The sequence below is a fragment of the Streptomyces sp. NPDC046821 genome, assembly GCF_040645335.1.
Classification (GTDB): domain Bacteria; phylum Actinomycetota; class Actinomycetes; order Streptomycetales; family Streptomycetaceae; genus Streptomyces.
Map to the genome: position 1 here is coordinate 662,283 of NZ_JBEYYB010000001.1, position 16,360 is coordinate 678,642.

General features: G+C 71.5%; 14 protein-coding genes. 1 reads left to right on the top strand and 13 read right to left on the bottom strand.

Features of this window, described 5'->3' with window-relative positions; all coding sequences use genetic code 11:
- Positions 1-2 precede the first annotated feature (2 nt).
- From ABZ893_RS03090 to ABZ893_RS03150, 13 genes are all read right to left on the bottom strand, one after another.
- The gene (locus ABZ893_RS03090) at positions 3-662 is read right to left on the bottom strand and encodes a 1-hydroxy-2-methyl-2-butenyl 4-diphosphate reductase (protein WP_361395755.1); all 660 of its coding nucleotides are present in this window, start codon (positions 660-662) and stop codon (positions 3-5) included.
- Entirely contained in the window at positions 662-2,671 is a 2,010-nt protein-coding gene (gene shc, locus ABZ893_RS03095) for a squalene--hopene cyclase (RefSeq protein WP_361395758.1), read from the bottom strand. The genes ABZ893_RS03090 and shc overlap by 1 nt, the downstream gene beginning before the upstream one ends.
- 148 nt (positions 2,672-2,819) lie before the next feature.
- Entirely contained in the window at positions 2,820-3,950 is a 1,131-nt protein-coding gene (locus ABZ893_RS03100) for a polyprenyl synthetase family protein (RefSeq protein ID WP_361395761.1), read from the bottom strand.
- Positions 3,947-5,344 (bottom strand): hydroxysqualene dehydroxylase HpnE, encoded by a 1,398-nt coding sequence (gene hpnE, locus ABZ893_RS03105; RefSeq protein WP_361395764.1) that lies wholly within the window; start codon positions 5,342-5,344, stop codon positions 3,947-3,949. The genes ABZ893_RS03100 and hpnE overlap by 4 nt, the downstream gene beginning before the upstream one ends.
- Positions 5,345-5,405: 61 nt before the next feature.
- Positions 5,406-6,356, bottom strand: coding sequence for a presqualene diphosphate synthase HpnD (gene hpnD / locus ABZ893_RS03110; protein WP_361395767.1), 951 nt, complete (start codon positions 6,354-6,356; stop codon positions 5,406-5,408).
- Positions 6,353-7,258, bottom strand: a complete 906-nt coding sequence (gene hpnC / locus ABZ893_RS03115; RefSeq protein ID WP_361396102.1) for a squalene synthase HpnC — start codon at positions 7,256-7,258, stop codon at positions 6,353-6,355. Before hpnC ends, hpnD begins: the two co-directional genes overlap by 4 nt.
- A 372-nt stretch (positions 7,259-7,630) precedes the next feature.
- Entirely contained in the window at positions 7,631-8,419 is a 789-nt protein-coding gene (locus tag ABZ893_RS03120) for an ABC transporter ATP-binding protein (RefSeq protein WP_361395770.1), read from the bottom strand.
- Positions 8,412-9,341, bottom strand: coding sequence for an ABC transporter permease (locus ABZ893_RS03125; RefSeq protein WP_361395773.1), 930 nt, complete (start codon positions 9,339-9,341; stop codon positions 8,412-8,414). Before ABZ893_RS03125 ends, ABZ893_RS03120 begins: the two co-directional genes overlap by 8 nt.
- Before the next feature lie 95 nt (positions 9,342-9,436).
- A complete protein-coding gene (locus ABZ893_RS03130; RefSeq protein WP_361395776.1) occupies positions 9,437-10,321 on the bottom strand; it encodes a glycosyltransferase in 885 nt (294 codons plus the stop codon).
- Entirely contained in the window at positions 10,318-11,097 is a 780-nt protein-coding gene (locus ABZ893_RS03135) for a CDP-alcohol phosphatidyltransferase family protein (protein WP_361395779.1), read from the bottom strand. Before ABZ893_RS03135 ends, ABZ893_RS03130 begins: the two co-directional genes overlap by 4 nt.
- Positions 11,075-12,142: an iron-containing alcohol dehydrogenase family protein gene (locus tag ABZ893_RS03140; protein WP_361395783.1), complete on the bottom strand. Its 1,068-nt coding sequence runs from the start codon at positions 12,140-12,142 to the stop codon at positions 11,075-11,077. Before ABZ893_RS03140 ends, ABZ893_RS03135 begins: the two co-directional genes overlap by 23 nt.
- Positions 12,130-12,882 carry a phosphocholine cytidylyltransferase family protein gene (locus ABZ893_RS03145; RefSeq protein ID WP_361395786.1) on the bottom strand — a complete coding sequence of 251 codons (753 nt, stop codon included), beginning with the start codon at positions 12,880-12,882 and terminating at the stop codon, positions 12,130-12,132. The genes ABZ893_RS03140 and ABZ893_RS03145 overlap by 13 nt, the downstream gene beginning before the upstream one ends.
- On the bottom strand, positions 12,879-14,702 hold the full coding sequence (locus ABZ893_RS03150) for a DUF5941 domain-containing protein (protein ID WP_361396105.1): 1,824 nt from the start codon (positions 14,700-14,702) through the stop codon (positions 12,879-12,881). The genes ABZ893_RS03145 and ABZ893_RS03150 overlap by 4 nt, the downstream gene beginning before the upstream one ends.
- 445 nt (positions 14,703-15,147) lie before the next feature.
- Between ABZ893_RS03150 and galE the strand changes: the two genes are divergently transcribed.
- Positions 15,148-16,131: a UDP-glucose 4-epimerase GalE gene (gene galE / locus ABZ893_RS03155; protein WP_361395789.1), complete on the top strand. Its 984-nt coding sequence runs from the start codon at positions 15,148-15,150 to the stop codon at positions 16,129-16,131.
- The last annotated feature ends 229 nt before the right edge of the window (positions 16,132-16,360 follow it).

The following is a 16,360-nucleotide window of genomic DNA, read 5'->3' on the forward strand; positions in this document are numbered from 1 at the left end:
GCTCACCTCCGGGGGAGCAGCAAAGAACGGTGCCATTCGAAGAATGCGGGAAGTACGGCACGAAGAACACGGAAAGCTGATATTCCACCGCGCACCGTGCCGATACGGACGAGTTCATGTTCTGGAGCGTCCACGACCACCCGTACGGCCGCAACCGGACGTGGGCCGTGCACGGTCGCCGCGCGCAGCGTGGCGGCTGACTCCATGTCGACGGCGATCGCGCCGGTGGCCAGCAGGTCCCCGCGCTCCTGACCTCGCACGACGTGGTCGGACCCGGTCAGCGGCCCGGTGTGCACGGTCCGGCCGGGGACCGCCCTGACCAGCTCCCGCACGAGGAGCTCCGTACCGGTGCACGGCGTGGAGCCGTACGGGTCGCGGGTCTCCTCGGCGACGACCAGGTCACCCGGGTGCATTCCGGGGGCGAGGCCCGCGCAGAAGCCGGTCGCGAGGACGGCCGCGTCCATGAGCGGCGGCCCGTCCAGGGCCCGGGTCACGGACCGCTCGGCCGCCTTGGGGCCCATGCCCGTCCGCAGTACGGTCACGGCGGCCGGGGCCCGCGTTCGGGCGCCGGTGCGCAGGGCGAGGTGCTCGATGCCGAGCGCGCAGGCGACCAGCAGCGGGACGGGTTCCGGCGGTCTCGGTGCCGCCGGGGATGCGGCCATCAGCCCCCCTTGCCCGGCAGTGCCGGCCGGTCGGAGAACGGCTCCCCGTGGACGTACCGGCCCAGTGCGGTGAGGGGGAAGACGTGGCGGTACAGGTGGTAGTTGATCGAGAAGTCCCAGGGGAAGCCGGTGCCGGTGAAGTACGGCTCGTCCCAGGTGCCGTCGGCCAGCTGGGTCCCGGTCAGGAAGGCGACTCCGCGTTCGACCTCTTTCGAGTCCCGCTCCCCCGCCGCCAGGAGCGCCATCAGGGCCCAGGCGGTCTGGGACGCGGTGGAGGCGCCGTGGCCCTTCCAGTCCTCGTAGCGGTAGGAGCGCAGGTCCTCGCCCCAGCCGCCGTCGTCGTTCTGGACGGACGCGAGCCAGTCGGCGGCGCGGCGGATCGCGGGGTGCGAGGTGGGCAGTCCTGCGGCGGTCAGGGCGGGCAGCACCGACCCTGTGCCGTAGATGTAGTTGACGCCCCAGCGGCCGAACCAGGCGCCGTTCGGCTCCTGTTCGGCGAGCAGCCAGTCGATGCCGCGCCGGGTGCGGGGGTCGTGCGTGAGGCCTTCGACGGCGAGCATCTCGACGACGTGTCCGGTGACGTCGGCGGACGGGGGGTCGATGACCTCGCCGAAGTCGCAGAACGGCAGCCGGTTCGGGAAGGGGCTGGTGTTGTCGACGTCGAACGCGGCCCAGGCGCCGTTCTTCGACTGCATCCCGAGGTTCCAGCGCACCCCGCGCCCGATGGCCTTCTCCATGCGGGCGATGTCGGGGTGCCGGACGCGGCGCAGGGCGAGGACGACCTCGGCGGTGTCGTCGATGTCGGGGTAGTTGTCGTTGTGGAACTCGAACGCCCATCCGCCGGAGGCGAGTTGAGGCTTGCGTACGGACCAGTCGCCGGGCCGGTCGATCTGTTCCCGCAGCATCCACTCGGCGGCCTTGACGAGTCCCGGGTGGTCGGCGGGCAGGCCCGCGTCGGCGAGCGCGATGACGGCCAGACAGGTGTCCCACACCGGGGACTGGCAGGCCTCGATCATCCGGGCCCCGTCCTCGCGCCACACGGCGAACCGGTCCAGGGACTCCAACCCCGCCTTCATCACGGGGTGTTGGAGGTCGTAGCCGAGGAGATGGAGGGCGATGACGGAGTACACGGCGGGGGGCTGGATGCCGCCCCAGCAGCCGTCGTTCTCCTGGCGTTCGATGATCCAGCGGGCGGCGGTGTTCATGGCCGCCCTGCGCAGCCTGCGGGGCGCGACCTTGCGGTAGAGGTGCATCGCCTTGTCGAGCCGCTCGAAGGCGCCGTCCCAACTGGCCAGTGAGGAAAGGGGTTTGGACGGGCTGGGGTTTCGCGGGTCGGTGTGGAGTTCGTCGAGGGGGAAGGGCGCGGGCCGCACGGGGCGCTTGGCGGAGACGATCGTGAGCGGCACGATGGTCTGCCGGGCCCAGCAGCCGAAGTCGTAGATGTTGAGCGGCAGCCACTTCGGGAAGTAGATGAGTTCCGGCGGGAGTTCGGGCAGGTCGTCCCACTTCCACCAGCCGAACAGGGCCAGCCAGATGCGGGTGAAGACGCGGCTCGCTGCGATGCCGCCGCGCTCCCTGACCCAGGCGGATGCCTTCGCCATGTGCGGGTCGCCGGGGGCGTCCCCGGCGAGGCGCAGGGCGACGTACGCCTCGACGGTGGTGGAGAGTTCGCCGGGGCCGCCGAAGAACGTGGCCCAGCTGCCGTCCTCGCGCTGTTCGCCGCGGATGAAGAGGCCGGCCGCGCGGGTGGTCGCCTCGTCCCTGATCCCCAGGAACTGGCGCAGCAGCAGGTCCTCGGCGTCCATCGTGACGTTCGTCTCGAGGTCGCCCTTCCACCAGCCCTGGGCGTCCTGCCGGTCGAGCAGGTACTCGGTGGCGCGCCGGGCGGCCCGGTCCGCGGCCTCGCGCGGGCCGGCCGTCTCGGTGGTCGTGTCGGTCGATCGGGCAGTGCTGGCCGCGGTCGCGCGGGGAGCTGCCGCTCCGCTGCTTCCGTCGGTCGTCGCTGTCATGGCTTCCCCTTACATAGCAGTGCTCGTTCTCTGCTGGGTCCGCCGTCGGCCGATGCCTGGATGGACACCGGCCGGCGACTGCGCTGGGGGTTGGTGACTCACCCCCCAGAAGGCGCGGGTATGTGGCCGATCACGATCATCTCTTCCGTCATCTCTTCCGTACGACGACGAAGTCGGCGAGCGCCACGAACTGGGCCCGCACGTGCTCCGGCATCTCGACGGAGTCCAGGGCCTCGATGGCGATCGCGTGCTGGCGGCGTGCCTCGTCGGCGGTCCAGTCGCGGCCGCCCGCCTCCTCGATGAGGGCGGCGCGGGCCGCGAACTCCGCCTCGGAGAAGCTGTCGAATTCGTTGCTCTTGGCGTCGGCGGCGAGCAGTTCACCGAGCCGCTCGGACGCGGGGCCGCCCGCGGCGAGCGCGGCGACGACCGGGAGGGACTTCTTGCGCTGGCGCAGGTCGCTCCAGGTCTGCTTGCCGGTGGCCTCCGGGTCGCCCCAGATACCGAGCAGGTCGTCCACGGCCTGGAAGGCGAGGCCGAGGTGGTAGCCGTACTTCTCCAGCTGGTCCGCGGTGCGGTCGTCGACGCCGCCGAGGACGGCGCCGATGGAGGAGGCGCAGGCGAGGAGGGCGCCGGTCTTGTTGCCCTCCATCTCCAGGCACTCCTCGACGGTGACCCGCTCGCGGTGCTCGTAGCTGATGTCCTGCGCCTGACCGTCGATCAGGGCGCGCGACGCGGCGGTCAGGCGGCGCGTGGCGCGGCCCGCCTCGACGGTGCCGAGTTCGAGCAGCACCTCGTTGGCCAGGGCGAAGAGGGCGTCGCCGACGAGGATGGCCTGCGCCGGGCCGTGCACCTTCCACACGGTGTCCCGGTGCCGGCGCTGTTCGTCGCCGTCCATCAGGTCGTCGTGCAGCAGCGAGAAGTTGTGCACCATCTCGACGGCGACCGCGCCGGGCACGCCCACCTCGGGTGCCGCGCCCGGGACCTGCGCGGACAGCACTGCGAGCGCGGGGCGTACGGCCTTGCCGCCGTCGCCGGCCGCCGGGTTGCCCTGCGCGTCGATCCAGCCGAAGTGGTATGCGGCGACGGTGTCCATCGGGGACGCGAGGCGGTCCACGGCGGCCCGCAGCACCGGTGTGGACAGGGTCCGGCCGCGCTCGAGCAGCGCGGTCACGTCCACCGCGTCGGCGGCCGGTTGGGCCGAGGGCACAGCGGGCACAGGGTCTCCTTTTGTTGCGTCGCCGGGGGCCGGCTGGTCCGCCCCCTGGAGATCGAGCTTCATGCCGCCTCCCGGAACAGATGACCGCGTGGGCGGTCGAGTGCGGCGAGCGCGGCGTCGGCGGCACTGACACCGCTGCGCACCGCGCCTTCCATGGTCGCGGGCCACCCGGTGGCGGTCCACGCGCCGGCCAGGTACAGGCCGGGGGTGTTGGTGCGGGCCGTGGGCCGCAGGGCGCCGACCCCGGGGGCCGGCGCGAAGGTCGCCGTGCGCTCCCGGGTGACGAAGAAGTCGAGGACCTTGGCGCCCCGCGCGGCGGGCAGCAGCCGCTCGAACTCGGGCAGGTACCGCTCGCGCAGCACGGCGACGGGCTCGTCGATCTCGTCGTGCGCGTCGGACTGGGACACGGCGAGGTACTGGCCCTCGGTGAGCCCGGAGGCCTCCGTACGGTCGAAGACCCACTGCACGGGCGAGCCGAGCGCCGTGAAGAAGGGCCGCTTGAGGACCTTGCGGTCGTAGACGACGTGCAGGTTCAGGATCGGCGCGGTCCCGATGGCGAGCAGCCGCTCCGCGTCGTCGAGCGCGCCGTCGGGCAGCAGGTCGTACGTCTCGCGCTGGGGTACGGCGAGGACGACGGCGTCGGCCGTGATGTGCTCGCCGGGGATCTCGACGGTCCAACGTCCGTTCTCCGTACGGGAGATGGAGCTGACGCGGGTGCGGAGTTCGGTGCGTACGCCCGCGTCGTCGAGGGCCTTGCGGGCGAGGGTGTCGTGGAGTTCGCCGAGGGGGACGCGCGCCCAGCCGATGTCGGCGGCGCCCGCTTCGGACAGCAGCCCGGTCTTGAAGACCATGGCGGCGAGGGCGAGCGAGGACTCGCCGGCGGGGGCGTTCAGGGTGGCGACGCCGACGAGGTCCCACAGCGCCTCGACGGCGCGCGGCGACTGCCCGTGCGCGGCGAGCCAGCTCCCGAAGTTCTGCTCGTCGAGTGCCGGGTCGGCCAGGTCGAGCCCCTTGAGCGCGAGCGCGGCGCGTCCTACGTTGGCGCGCTCCGCGAGCGAGAGGTGCGGGTACGTGGCGAGGCTGGCGGCGAGGTGCAGCGGCACGGGCAGAGCGTTGCGCCGGAGCCGGCCGAGCCGGTTCCGGTCGGCGTCGAGGACGGGGACGTCGAGCCGGTCCTGGAGCGGCGACAGCTCCGTGCCCTCGATCCGGTCAAGGAACCAGCGGTACGCGGTGCAGCAGCGCAGGTACACGTGCTGGCCGTTGTCGATGGTCAGGTCGCCGCGCTTGAAGGAGAACGCGAGACCGCCGAGCCGCGGGCGCCCTTCGAGCAGCGTGACGTCGAGGCCCGCGTCGGCGAGCGCGAGGGCGGACGTGATCCCGGCGAGGCCTCCGCCGACGACCACGGCACTCTGCCGACCGGAGCCGGCCGGCCCGTCGGGCATGTTCCCGGCGCTCATACGCCCTCCCCTCCGGTCGCGTCGTGGGCACCCACAGGGCGCACTCTGTCCGGGACGCCCATCAGGCGCGCCTCCTGAGGTGCTGCCGGGAGACGCTGCGGGCGTCCAGTCCGGACAGTCCGCGCACGGCGACGTACGCCTTCTCCCGGCCGGGGAGGGAGACGCGGCCGCGCAGGACGGCCTCGGGCTCGCGCTCGATGCGGTCGAGGAGGCGCCGGTAGATCCCTGCCATGGCGGCGACGCACGCGCCGCTGCGCCGGTCGAGCATCGGCAGGAGCCGGTAGCCCTCGACGAACAGGGCGCGGGCGCGGCGCACCTCGAAGTGCACGAGGCCCGCGAAGTCGGAGCCGGGCGGCGGCGTGGGTGAGTCGAACCCGGCCGAGCAGCCGAACTTGGCGAGGTCGTCGGCGGGCAGGTAGGTGCGGTCGTTGGCCGCGTCCTCGCGCACGTCGCGCAGGATGTTGGTCAGCTGGAGCGCGAGGCCCAGGGTGTCGGCGTACTCGGCGGCGCGCTCGGCACCGCGTGCGCCGGGTTCCGTGCCGAAGACGCCGAGGGAGACGCGGCCGATGGCGCCCGCGACGCAGCGGCAGTAGACCTTGAGGTCGTCCCAGGTCTCGTACGTCTCGCCGCGCAGGTCCATGACGACGCCGTCGATGAGTTCGTCGAGGCCGCCGAGCGGGATCGGGAAGCGGCGCGCGGCGTGCGCGAGGGCGACGCCCACCGGGTCGGTGTCGTCCTCGGCCACGCCGCCCTCGCGGACGCGGGTGAGCAGCGCCCGCGTCTCGTCGAGCCGTTCGGCCTTGACCTCGGGCGGCAGCGCTCCGTCGCCGATGTCGTCGACACGGCGCGAGAACGCGTACACGGCCGACATGGCGCGGCGCTTGTCCGTCGGCAGCAGCCTGATGCCGTAGGCGAAGTTGCGTGCCTGCTGTCCGGTGACGGTCTCGCAGTAGCTGTACGCGGCGAGTACCGCTGCCGACACGTGCTGGTCTGACTCCACGGTGCGGCTCACCCCTCTCCTCGCAGAGTCGCTCCCACCTCACGCAGCAACCGGAGCTTGGTGGGCTTGGGCGGTCCAGGAAGTACGTCGTACATCATGGCGGCGATCTCCGCGACCGCCGCCTTCCCCCCGGCCACGAACCCGGCGAGCAGCAGCTTCAGCCTGCCGTGGACGCTACCCACCAGGGGGGTCCCTTCATTCAGGAGTCCGAGGGCGCGTTCGGCCTCGTACGCGACCAGGGCGCGCACCGATGCGCCGGTCGTGGCGGCGGCGAGGTCGGACTCCTGGACGTGGAAACGCTTCATGTCCTCGGCGGGCAGATAGATGCGCCCCCGCCGCAGGTCCTCGCGCACGTCCTGGAGGTGCTCGACGATCTGCAGGCCGGTGCACACGGCGTCCGAGAGCCGGACGCGTTCCGGGGTCGAGGTGCCGGTGACCCCGAGGACGAGCCGCCCGACGGGGTTGGCGGAGAGCTCGCAGTAGGCCAGGAGGTCGTCGTACGTCTCGTAGCGCGTGACGAGCTGGTCCTGGCGGTTGGCCTGGATGAGGCCGAGGAAGGGTTCGGGTGTGAGGCCGCTGCGGTGCACGGTGGGCTGGAGTGCGCGCAGGAGCGGGTGGTGCGGGGTCGAGTCGAAGACGCGGTGCAGGTCGGCCTCGACGGCGTCGAGCAACGCGAGACGGTCGGCATCGGCCCGTTCGGGTGACACGCCCAGGAGGCGGGCGTCCGCGCCGCCGGGTGCGAGGTCGCCGTCACCGATGTCGTCGACGAGCCGGGCGAAGCCGTAGACCGCCATCAGGTCGTCGCGCCAGTCGCGCGGCAGGAAGAAGGGGGCCACCGGAAAATTCTCGTCGGCGGCCTTGTCGAGCGTCGCCCCGGCCGGGGATCCGGCGGGCGCCCCGGAGCGCCCCGTCACCACGCGCTGCCCAGTACGAGGACGGCGAAAGCATCGTGGAGCTGGAGAGTTTCCATAGCCATTGCCGTCACATCTCCCGTTCTACACCGCTGACCTAAAACATCCTATTTCGGACACGCCGCTCGGCCTTATGCAGGGCATACCGGCCCCTGGGTCAGAGTGTCGCGCATTATCGCCCCTTTGCCGCGAATCGGGACCGGTACAGCTTACGTTGTACAACCACCCCCGGACCGCCGGGGTCCGAATCAATTGCCGTCTACATGCGTCCAGGCCCCGCCGAGGACAGCCCGGCGGGGCCTTGAGACGCAGAACGGGTGGGGAGGGTTGCCCGGGACACCCCGGACCTCCCCCGATGCCCCGCCGACAGCCCGGCTACTTGCCCGTGAACTTCTCGTACTCCTTGAGCACCTCGGCCGTCGGGCCGTCCATGCGCAGTTCGCCGCGCTCCAGCCACAGGACCCGGTCGCAGGTGTCGCGGATCGACTTGTTGTTGTGGCTCACGAGGAAGACCGTGCCGGCCTCCTTGCGCAGCTCACGGATGCGCGCCTCCGACCGCTTCTGGAACTTGCGGTCACCGGTCGCCAGGGCCTCGTCGATCATCAGGACGTCGTGGTCCTTGGCGGCCGCGATGGAGAAGCGCAGACGGGCCGCCATGCCGGAGGAGTAGGTACGCATCGGGAGCGTGATGAAGTCGCCCTTCTCGTTGATGCCCGAGAAGTCGACGATCTGCTGGTAACGCTCCTTGATCTGCTCGCGGGACATGCCCATCGCGAGTCCACCGAGGATGACGTTCCGCTCGCCCGTCAGGTCGTTCATCAGCGCCGCGTTCACACCGAGGAGCGAGGGCTGGCCGTCGGTGAAGACCTTGCCCTTCTCTGCGGGCAGCAGCCCGGCGATCGCGCGCAGCAGGGTCGACTTGCCCGAGCCGTTCGAACCGATCAGGCCGATCGCCTCGCCGCGGTACGCCGTGAAGGACACGCCCTTGACCGCGTGCACCTTGCGGACGCCGCGCTCGTCGCCGCGCTTGATGATGCGGCTCAGGGCGGAGGTGGCGCTGCCCTTGCCCGTCTTCGCGCCGTTGACGCGGTAGACGATGTGCAGCCCGTCGGCGATGACGGTGGGGATGTGCGCCCCGGAGAGGTTGGTGTTGTCGTCAGCCACGGCCGTAGCGCTCCTCAGCCTTCCAGAAGTACACGAAGCCGCCGAGTGCGACGAGGACCGCCCAGCCGAGCGCGACCGCCCAGACGTGCGGCGGCAGGTTCTCGCGCGGGTAGCCGTCGATGAGGGCGTAGCGCATCAGGTCCATGTAGATGGCCGCCGGGTTCCACTGCAGCACGTCGGCGATCCAGCCCGGCTTGCCCTTGAGCATGATCGGGATGGAGAACATGACGCCCGACGCGTACATCCACGTACGCATCACGAACGGCATCAGCTGCGCGAGGTCCGGGGTCTTGGAACCGGCCCGCGCCATGATCAGGGCGAGGCCGACGTTGAAGAGGAACTGCAGCGCCAGGGCCGGGATGATCAGCAGCCACGCGAGGCTCGGGTAGCTGCCGAAGGCCACCGCCACGATGAACAGCACGATCATCGAGAACAGCAGCTGCTGGAGCTGCTGCAGCGCGAACGAGACGGGCAGCGAGGCGCGCGGGAAGTGCAGCGCGCGCACCAGGCCGAGGTTGCCGGAGATCGCCCGAACGCCCGCCATCACCGAGGACTGCGTGAAGGTGAAGACGAAGACCCCGGTCACCAGGAACGGGATGTAGACGTCCTTCCCCATGCCCCGGTCGGCGCCCAGGATCAGGCCGAAGATCAAGTAGTAGACGAGCGCGTTCAGCAGCGGCGTCGCCACCTGCCAGAGCTGGCCGAGCTTGGCCTGGCTGTACTGGGCGGTGAGCTTCGCCTGCGAGAAGGCGATGATGAAGTGACGCCGCCCCCACAGCTGGCGGACGTACTCGAACAGGCCGGGCCTCGCGCCGCTGACGGTCAGACCGTACTTGGCGGCCAGGTCGGCCGGGGAGAGCCCGTCGTCGGGCGACGGGCGCGGGGTCACCGCGACACCGCCGTCGTGCGTTGTGTCACTCACTGGTGGAAACTTCCGTCTTCAAAGTGCGCGGCCTGGTCACCGGCCGCGGCAGTCAGGGACCGGGTATGGGCCGGATGCTCACGGACACGAGCTTGTCAGATGATCGGAGGCCGGCCCAGTCGGGTCAGGCGCCACACCGTGCGCCACTTCATGGGGCGCCGCGGGCCGCAGGGGCTCGTCCAGCCCTCCTTGAACCCGCCGAACCATGCCTTGAGGGCGGGTCCGGAAGGCTTGCGGGCCAGCGTGAGCAGCAGCCAGACACCCAGGTACACGGGCACGAGGAGCGCGGGCAGGTTGCGGCGCGCGAGCCAGACGCGGTTCCTGGCGACCATGCGGTGGTAGACCGCGTGCCGCGAGGGAGCCGTCGTCGGGTGGTGCAGCACCATGTCCGCGCGGTAGTCGATCAGCCAGCCCGCGTCGAGGGCACGCCAGGCGAGGTCGGTCTCCTCGTGGGCGTAGAAGAACTCGGCGGGCAGGGCGCCGACCTGTGCGAGGACCTTGGTGCGCACCGCGTTGGCGCCGCCGAGGAACGTCGTGACGCGCGAGGAGCGCATCGGGTCGGCGGCGCGCAGCCGTGGGACATGCCGGCGCGCGGTGACGCCAGTGTCCGGGTCGGCGATCCGGAAGCTGATGATGCCGAGCTCCGGGTCGGCCTCGAAGGCCTCGCGGCACAGCTGCGCGGTGTCGGTGTTCGGCAGGAGGCCGTCGTCGTCGAGGAACAGCAGCACGTCGACGTCGGTGCCACCGGGCCCGAACGCCTCGATGCCGACGTTGCGGCCGCCCGGGATGCCCAGGTTCTCGGGCAGTTCGACGGTACGGACTCCGGCTGGTACGTCGGGAACCGGGGAGCCGTTGCCGACCACGACCACCTCGACCCGGTCGCCGTCCTGCTTGGCGACGGAGTCGAGGAGGGCGCGCAGCTCCTCGGGGCGGTTGCCCATGGTGATGATCACCGCGCCGACCTTCATCGGCGTACTCACTTGAGCCTGCTCGAAGCGAGGATGGACACCAGGTGCAGCAGGGTCTGCAGCACGGCGATGCCGGCGAGCACCGCGACGCCGAGACGCGTGAAGAACAGGTCGCCCCGGATCTGGTCGACGATCGCGAGGACCAGGATCAGCAGCGTCGCCTCAATGCCGAGGATGAGGCGGTGGAACTTGAGCGCGGCGGCGGCCTTGCGGGCCAGCGCCATGCCGGAGGAGCGCATCTCGGACGCGGCCTCCTTGACCTGCTCCTTGCCGCTGGCCGCACGGGCGAGGCCGACCAGGTCCGTCTCCGCCTTGATCAGGATGGCGCCGAGCGCGGCGAGCGTGCCGAGGAAGGCCCACAGCCAGTCGATCCGGCCGGTGCCCCACAGGTCGGCGGCGCGCAGACCGAGGCCGACGAGGACGGCGGCGTCGGTCAGGTACGCGCCGACGCGGTCCATCCACACACCGGCCAGCGAGTACTGCTTACGCCACCGGGCGATCTCGCCGTCGACGCAGTCGAGCAGCAGGTACAGCTGCACCGCGACGACGCCGAGGACGGCACCCCAGACACCCGGGACCAGCAGCGCGGGAGCCGCGAGGACTCCGCACACGGTCATCAGGTAGGTCAGCTGGTTGGGCGTGACCTTGGTGTTCACGAGGTGCCGGTCCACACGCAGCGAGATCTCGCGCATGTAGAGCCGGCCGCCCCAGTGCTCGCCGCTCCGCCGGTCCTTCACCCCGGCGGGGTGAACGACCGGGCGGAGCTCAGCTACCGATGGTTTTTGCATAGTCGGCGTATGCGTCCCTGATCTGATCGGCATTGAGGTCGAGATGTTCGAGGATCGTGTAGCGGCCGGGGCGCGTCTGCGGGGCGAAGAGCACCGCGTCCACGAGGTCCTGGTCGCTGTAGCCCATTTCCTTGGCGAGAACCGGCAGCCCGTGGCGGCGCAGCGTGGCGACCATCTCCTTCGCGGTGTCGTGATCACCGCGCAGGAACGTGGCGAACGCTCCGCCGAACCCGCACTGCTCCCCGTGCTGCGCGTTGCGCTTGGGGAAGAGCAGGTCGAAGGCGTGGCAGATCTCGTGGCAGGCGCCCGAGGCGGGCCTCGAGTCACCGGCGACGGACATCGCGAGACCGCACATCACCAGCGACTCGGCGAGCACGCTGAGGAAGTCGTCGTCGCCGATGCCGCCCGGGTGCCGGAGCACCGCGTGCGCGGCCTGCCGGGCCATGGCGGCGGCCAGGCCGTCGACCTGCTCGCCGTTGACCTCGTGCGAGAGCTCCCAGTCCGCGACGGCGGAGATCTTGCAGATCACGTCGCCGATGCCGGCCCGGACGAACCGCGCGGGGGCGTCCCGGATGACGTCGAGGTCGATGACCACGCCGATCGGGTTCGGCACCCCGTACGAGCCGCGGCCCGCGTCGTTGTCCAGCGTCGCGACCGGCGAGCACAGACCGTCGTGCGCGAGGTTGGTGGCGACGGCCACCAGCGGCAGGCCCACCCGGGCCGCCGCGTACTTCGCACAGTCGACGACCTTGCCACCGCCGAGCGAGACCACCGCGTCGTAGCGGCCCGCCTTCTTTATCGAGTCGGCGAGCTTGACCGCGCCGTCGATGGTGCCGTCGGCGTCGTCGAACCAGTCCGCGCCCGGGAAGGCCGGGGCGAACCGCTCCTTGAGGACACCGCCGGAAGCGCCGTTGCTGATCGCGAAGGCGAGCTTGCCGGTGGGGGCGATGCGCTGGTCGGTGAGGATGGTGGCGAGGTCGTCCAGCGCGCCGGCCCGGATGTCGACGACGACCGGGCTCGGCATGAGCCGGGTCAGTACTGGCACGCGATCTCCCGGGCCTTGGCGAGGTCCTCGTGGTTGTCGATCTCGACCCACGGGACGTCGCCGATCGGCGCGACGTCGATCTGGAAGCCGCGGTTCACGAGCTCCTGGTAGCCGTCCTCGTAGTACAGCTGCGGGTCACGCTCGTACGTGGCCTTCAGGGCGTCGGCGAGCTCGTCGGCCGCCTCGCCCTCGATGAGGGTCACGCCGATGTACTCGCCCGTGGCCTCCGCCGGCTCCATCAGCTTCGTGATCTTCTGGACGCCCTTCTCGGGGTCCACGACGACCTTCATCTCCTCGTCGCCCAGGTTCTTCACCGTGTCGAGCGCGAGGATGATCTTCTTGCCGTCGCCGCGGGCGGCGAGCAGGGTCTTCTCGACGGAGACCGGGTGCACGGTGTCGCCGTTGGCGAGGATCACCGAGTGCTTGATGGCGTCACGGCCGCACCACAGGGAGTAGGCGTTGTTCCACTTCTCGGCCACGTCGTTCTCGATCAGCGTGAGCTTCAGCCCGTACTTCGCCTCGAGGGCGGCCTTGCGCTCGTAGACGACCTCCTTGCGGTAGCCGACGATGATGCCGACCTCCGTCAGGCCGATCTCGGCGAAGTTCTTGAGGGTGAGGTCGAGGACGGAGAGCTCGTTCTCGGTGCCCTCGCCCACGACGGGCACGAGCGCCTTGGGAAGCGTCTCGGTGTAGGGGCGAAGCCGGCTGCCTGCGCCGGCGGCCAGGACGAGGCCGATCATGCGGGTTCTCCTTCATCGTGAACGGCGGGCGCCCCGCGGCGGGCGGAGACGACCCAGAAGCGGATGCTCTCGACGAGCACCACCAGCGCCACGAGCACGGCGCAGACCGTGAGCGCGACAGTGAAATCTGTGGCGGTGAGCAGCGCGGCGATCACGGTGACCACCAGCGTCCTGCCCTCATGTCCCCCGATCGCACGGACCAGCCAGTGCGGGGGCGCGCCGGTGCCACCGCGGATGCGGTACACCGTGTCGTAGTGATGGTAGGCGACTGCGGCAACCAGTCCGAAAGCCGCCGGCAACGCTCCGTGCACATCCGCTTTCGCGGCGACGAGCAGGATCGTGCCGTATTCGGCGGCCCTGAAGAAGGGCGGAACCAGCCAGTCGAGCGGGCCCGTGAGCGGGCGGGCGACGGCCGCGGCGGAGGTCAGCGCGTAGACGGCGGCGCCGAGGACGGGCCACCAGCTGCCGTAGCCGGACAGGGACGTGGCGAGGACGACGACGAGTGCGCCCACGGCGCCGAGCGACGGTCCCATGTGACGAGGCACACCGCGTACCGCGCGCCGCAGGAGCTCGCTGAGCGGCCCGCTGTCGGCGAGATCCGCGAGGGCCCGCGCGGCCCGGTCGGTGCGGGTGGCCCGGCGGGTGAGCGAGCGCAGGACGCGGCCGGCGGTCGTGTACGTCGCCGCGAGGGCGCAGCCGATCAGCAGCACGACGAACGTGATGCGGGGCGTCGTGAACGCGGTGAGCACCGCGAGCAGGGCCCAGCGTTCGCCGATCGGCAGGACGATCATGCGCCGCACCCAGACCGTCCAGCCGACGCTGTCGAGCCGGTCGGAGAGGGCGGCGGTGGGGCTGGTGTTGGCGGTCGCGTCGTGGTTCGCCTCGTTGAAGGAGAAGTCCACGACGTGCCGGCAGGTCTGGAGGACCATCGCGCCGAGCGCGAGCGCCCAGACGTCGTCGCCGTTCGCGTTGGCGGCGCCGAGCGCCAGGCCCGCGTAGTAGGCGTATTCCTTGGCGCGGTCGAAGGTCGCGTCGAGCCAGGCGCCGAGCGTCGAGTACTGCAGCGAGTAGCGGGCGAGCTGCCCGTCCGTGCAGTCCAGGACGAAGGAGAAGAGGAGGAGGAGCCCCGCCGCGACGAACCCGAGGCGGGTGCCCGTGGCCGCGCAGCCCGCCGCGATCAGCGCGGTGAACAGCGAGGCGGTCGTCACCTGGTTCGGGGTGAGTCCGCGCCGGGCGCACCAGCGGGCGATGTAGCGGGAGTACGGGCTGATGCAGTAGGTCGTGAAGAAGCCGTCGCGGGCCTTGACCGCCGTACGCAGCCGGATCGCCTCGTCGTCGACGGCCGCGACGGCCTGGCGGGCCTCGTTGCGGGACTGGGGGTCGGCGGGCACGGCGGCGACGAGCTCACCGAGCTCGGGCCGGTGCACGTCGGTGCCGGACGTGATCAGGCGCTCGGCGACGCGGTCGGCGAGGGCGCCGGTCAGCGTGCCGGCCCGTATGCCGGACTCCGCGGCCGGTTCGGCGGCGGTGTCGCGCAGGGCGGCGGTCAGCGCCTCCCGGGCGGCGGGCTGTACGGAGACGGCACCGGGGACGGCCGAGGCGGCGAAGCGGGGGTCGGTGAGGCCGAGGCGCAGGGAGTGGGTGTGGCCCACGAAGCCCGCGTCGACGAGTGCGACCCGCTCTCCGGCCGGGACCGCGGCGAGCGCCGTCCCCGCCTGCGCGGCGTCGGGGGCGAGCCGCACGTCGAAGCCGAGTGACCGCAGATCGCCCTCGAGCGACGACCCGGGTACCGGCTGGCCGGTGACGATGGCGGTCGACAGACGAACTCACTCCTTGGATTGCCTGCTGCACGCCGGCGCGGCAGGGCACAGGCGTGGTGGGGGCGCCTCGGGCCGAGAGCGGCCGGGCGGCTCGTCGGCAGAGGCTATCGGATGATGAGAAGCGGACGTTCACCGCCCGTTTACGGCCCGATAAGCGCGGTCTGCGTCGGCGCGACCGCCCGGCACATCATTGTCGATCAAGGCCCCGGCCCACAAACCGCCACCGTCCCGGGGGGTGCGGCGCAGTGCCTGGGGCCTGTCTTTGGCGGGGTCTGGTGCCGTGCGTCGCAAGGCGGAGGAGGGGCCCCGCGCGATGGGGGTGCCCCCGGCTCGGGCTCGGTCGAGAGCTGGGCGATTCGGCGACCGCCGCCAACGCCGCGAGGTGTGGTGCCAGGCCCTCGCGAGCCCGGCCCGGTCCGAACGAGAGGCCCTAGGGTGGTCCCCCATGACATGGCTGATCACTGGTGGCGCGGGATATATCGGAGCACACGTGGCGCGGGCGATGGCCGGTGCCGGGGAGGAGCTGGTCGTCCTCGACGACCTCTCGACCGGGGTGTCCGAGCGGCTGCCGGCGGGCGTCGCGCTGGTCAGGGGGTCGGTCAACGATCCCGCTCTGCTGAAGCGGGTGTGCGCGGAGCACGCGGTGACCGGTGTGGTGCATCTCGCGGCGCACAAGCAGGTCGGTGAGTCCGTGGAGCGGCCCGAGCTCTACTACCGCGACAACGTGGGCGGCCTCGCCGTACTCCTGGACGCGGTGGCCGAGGCCGGAGTCCGGCGCTTCGTCTTCTCCTCCTCTGCGGCCGTGTACGGCAACCCCGATGTGGACCTCATCACGGAGACCACCCCCTGCGTGCCGATGAGCCCCTACGGCGAGACGAAGCTCGCGGGCGAGTGGCTGGTGCGGGCGGCGGGCCGCGCGCACGGCATGGCGACCGTGTGCCTGCGTTACTTCAACGTGGCGGGCGCCGCCTCCCCCGAGCTCGCGGACACCGGCGTCTTCAACGTGATCCCGATGGTCTTCGACCGCCTGAGCCACGGAGAGGCCCCCCGCATCTTCGGCGACGACTATCCGACGCCGGACGGCACGTGCGTACGTGACTATCTGCACGTCGCCGATCTCGCCGAGGCGCATCTGGCGGCCGCGCGGCGGATCGGCGCTCCGGGTGCGACGGGTGATCTGACGGTGAACATCGGCTCCGGCACGGGCGTCTCCGTGCGTGAGCTCGTCGACGTGATCTCGGAGGTCACCGGCGACCCGCGGGCCGCCGTCGTCGAAGCGCGCCGGGAGGGCGACTCCCCGCGCGCGGTGGCGTCCGCCGAACTCGCGGCGAAGGAGCTGGGCTGGTCGACCACGCGCGGGGTGCGCGAGATGGTCGAGTCGGCGTGGGCGGGCTGGTGCCTGCGCCACCCTCAGGCTGACGCCGGGTGACTGGCGGGGTGGGCGGGCCGGCGTCCGCGGCTGCCGCCGAGTGACGGCCGGCGTGGGCGGGCCGGCGGCCGTAGCAGTCGCCGGGTGACGGTCGGCGTGGGCGGGCCTGCGTCCGCAGCGCACCCAGGGGCCACACCTCTCTGACCTGCACCCATTTCCGCAGGTCAGGGCACATGACAACGGTGTTCAGTGCAGTGTTTGCGGATACCCCCTCCCCGTAGTTCACTGT

Bases quoted from the DNA above. Each gene is read 5' to 3' on its own strand.
- ABZ893_RS03090 (WP_361395755.1), bottom strand. From the start codon at position 662: ATGGCCGCATCCCCGGCGGCACCGAGACCGCCGGAACCCGTCCCGCTG.
- hpnE (WP_361395764.1), bottom strand. From the start codon at position 5,344: ATGAGCGCCGGGAACATGCCCGACGGGCCGGCCGGCTCCGGTCGGCAG.
- galE (WP_361395789.1), top strand. From the start codon at position 15,148: ATGACATGGCTGATCACTGGTGGCGCGGGATATATCGGAGCACACGTG.
- ABZ893_RS03145 (WP_361395786.1), bottom strand. From the start codon at position 12,882: ATGATCGGCCTCGTCCTGGCCGCCGGCGCAGGCAGCCGGCTTCGCCCC.
- shc (WP_361395758.1), bottom strand. From the start codon at position 2,671: ATGACAGCGACGACCGACGGAAGCAGCGGAGCGGCAGCTCCCCGCGCG.
- ABZ893_RS03100 (WP_361395761.1), bottom strand. From the start codon at position 3,950: ATGAAGCTCGATCTCCAGGGGGCGGACCAGCCGGCCCCCGGCGACGCA.
- ABZ893_RS03135 (WP_361395779.1), bottom strand. From the start codon at position 11,097: ATGCAAAAACCATCGGTAGCTGAGCTCCGCCCGGTCGTTCACCCCGCC.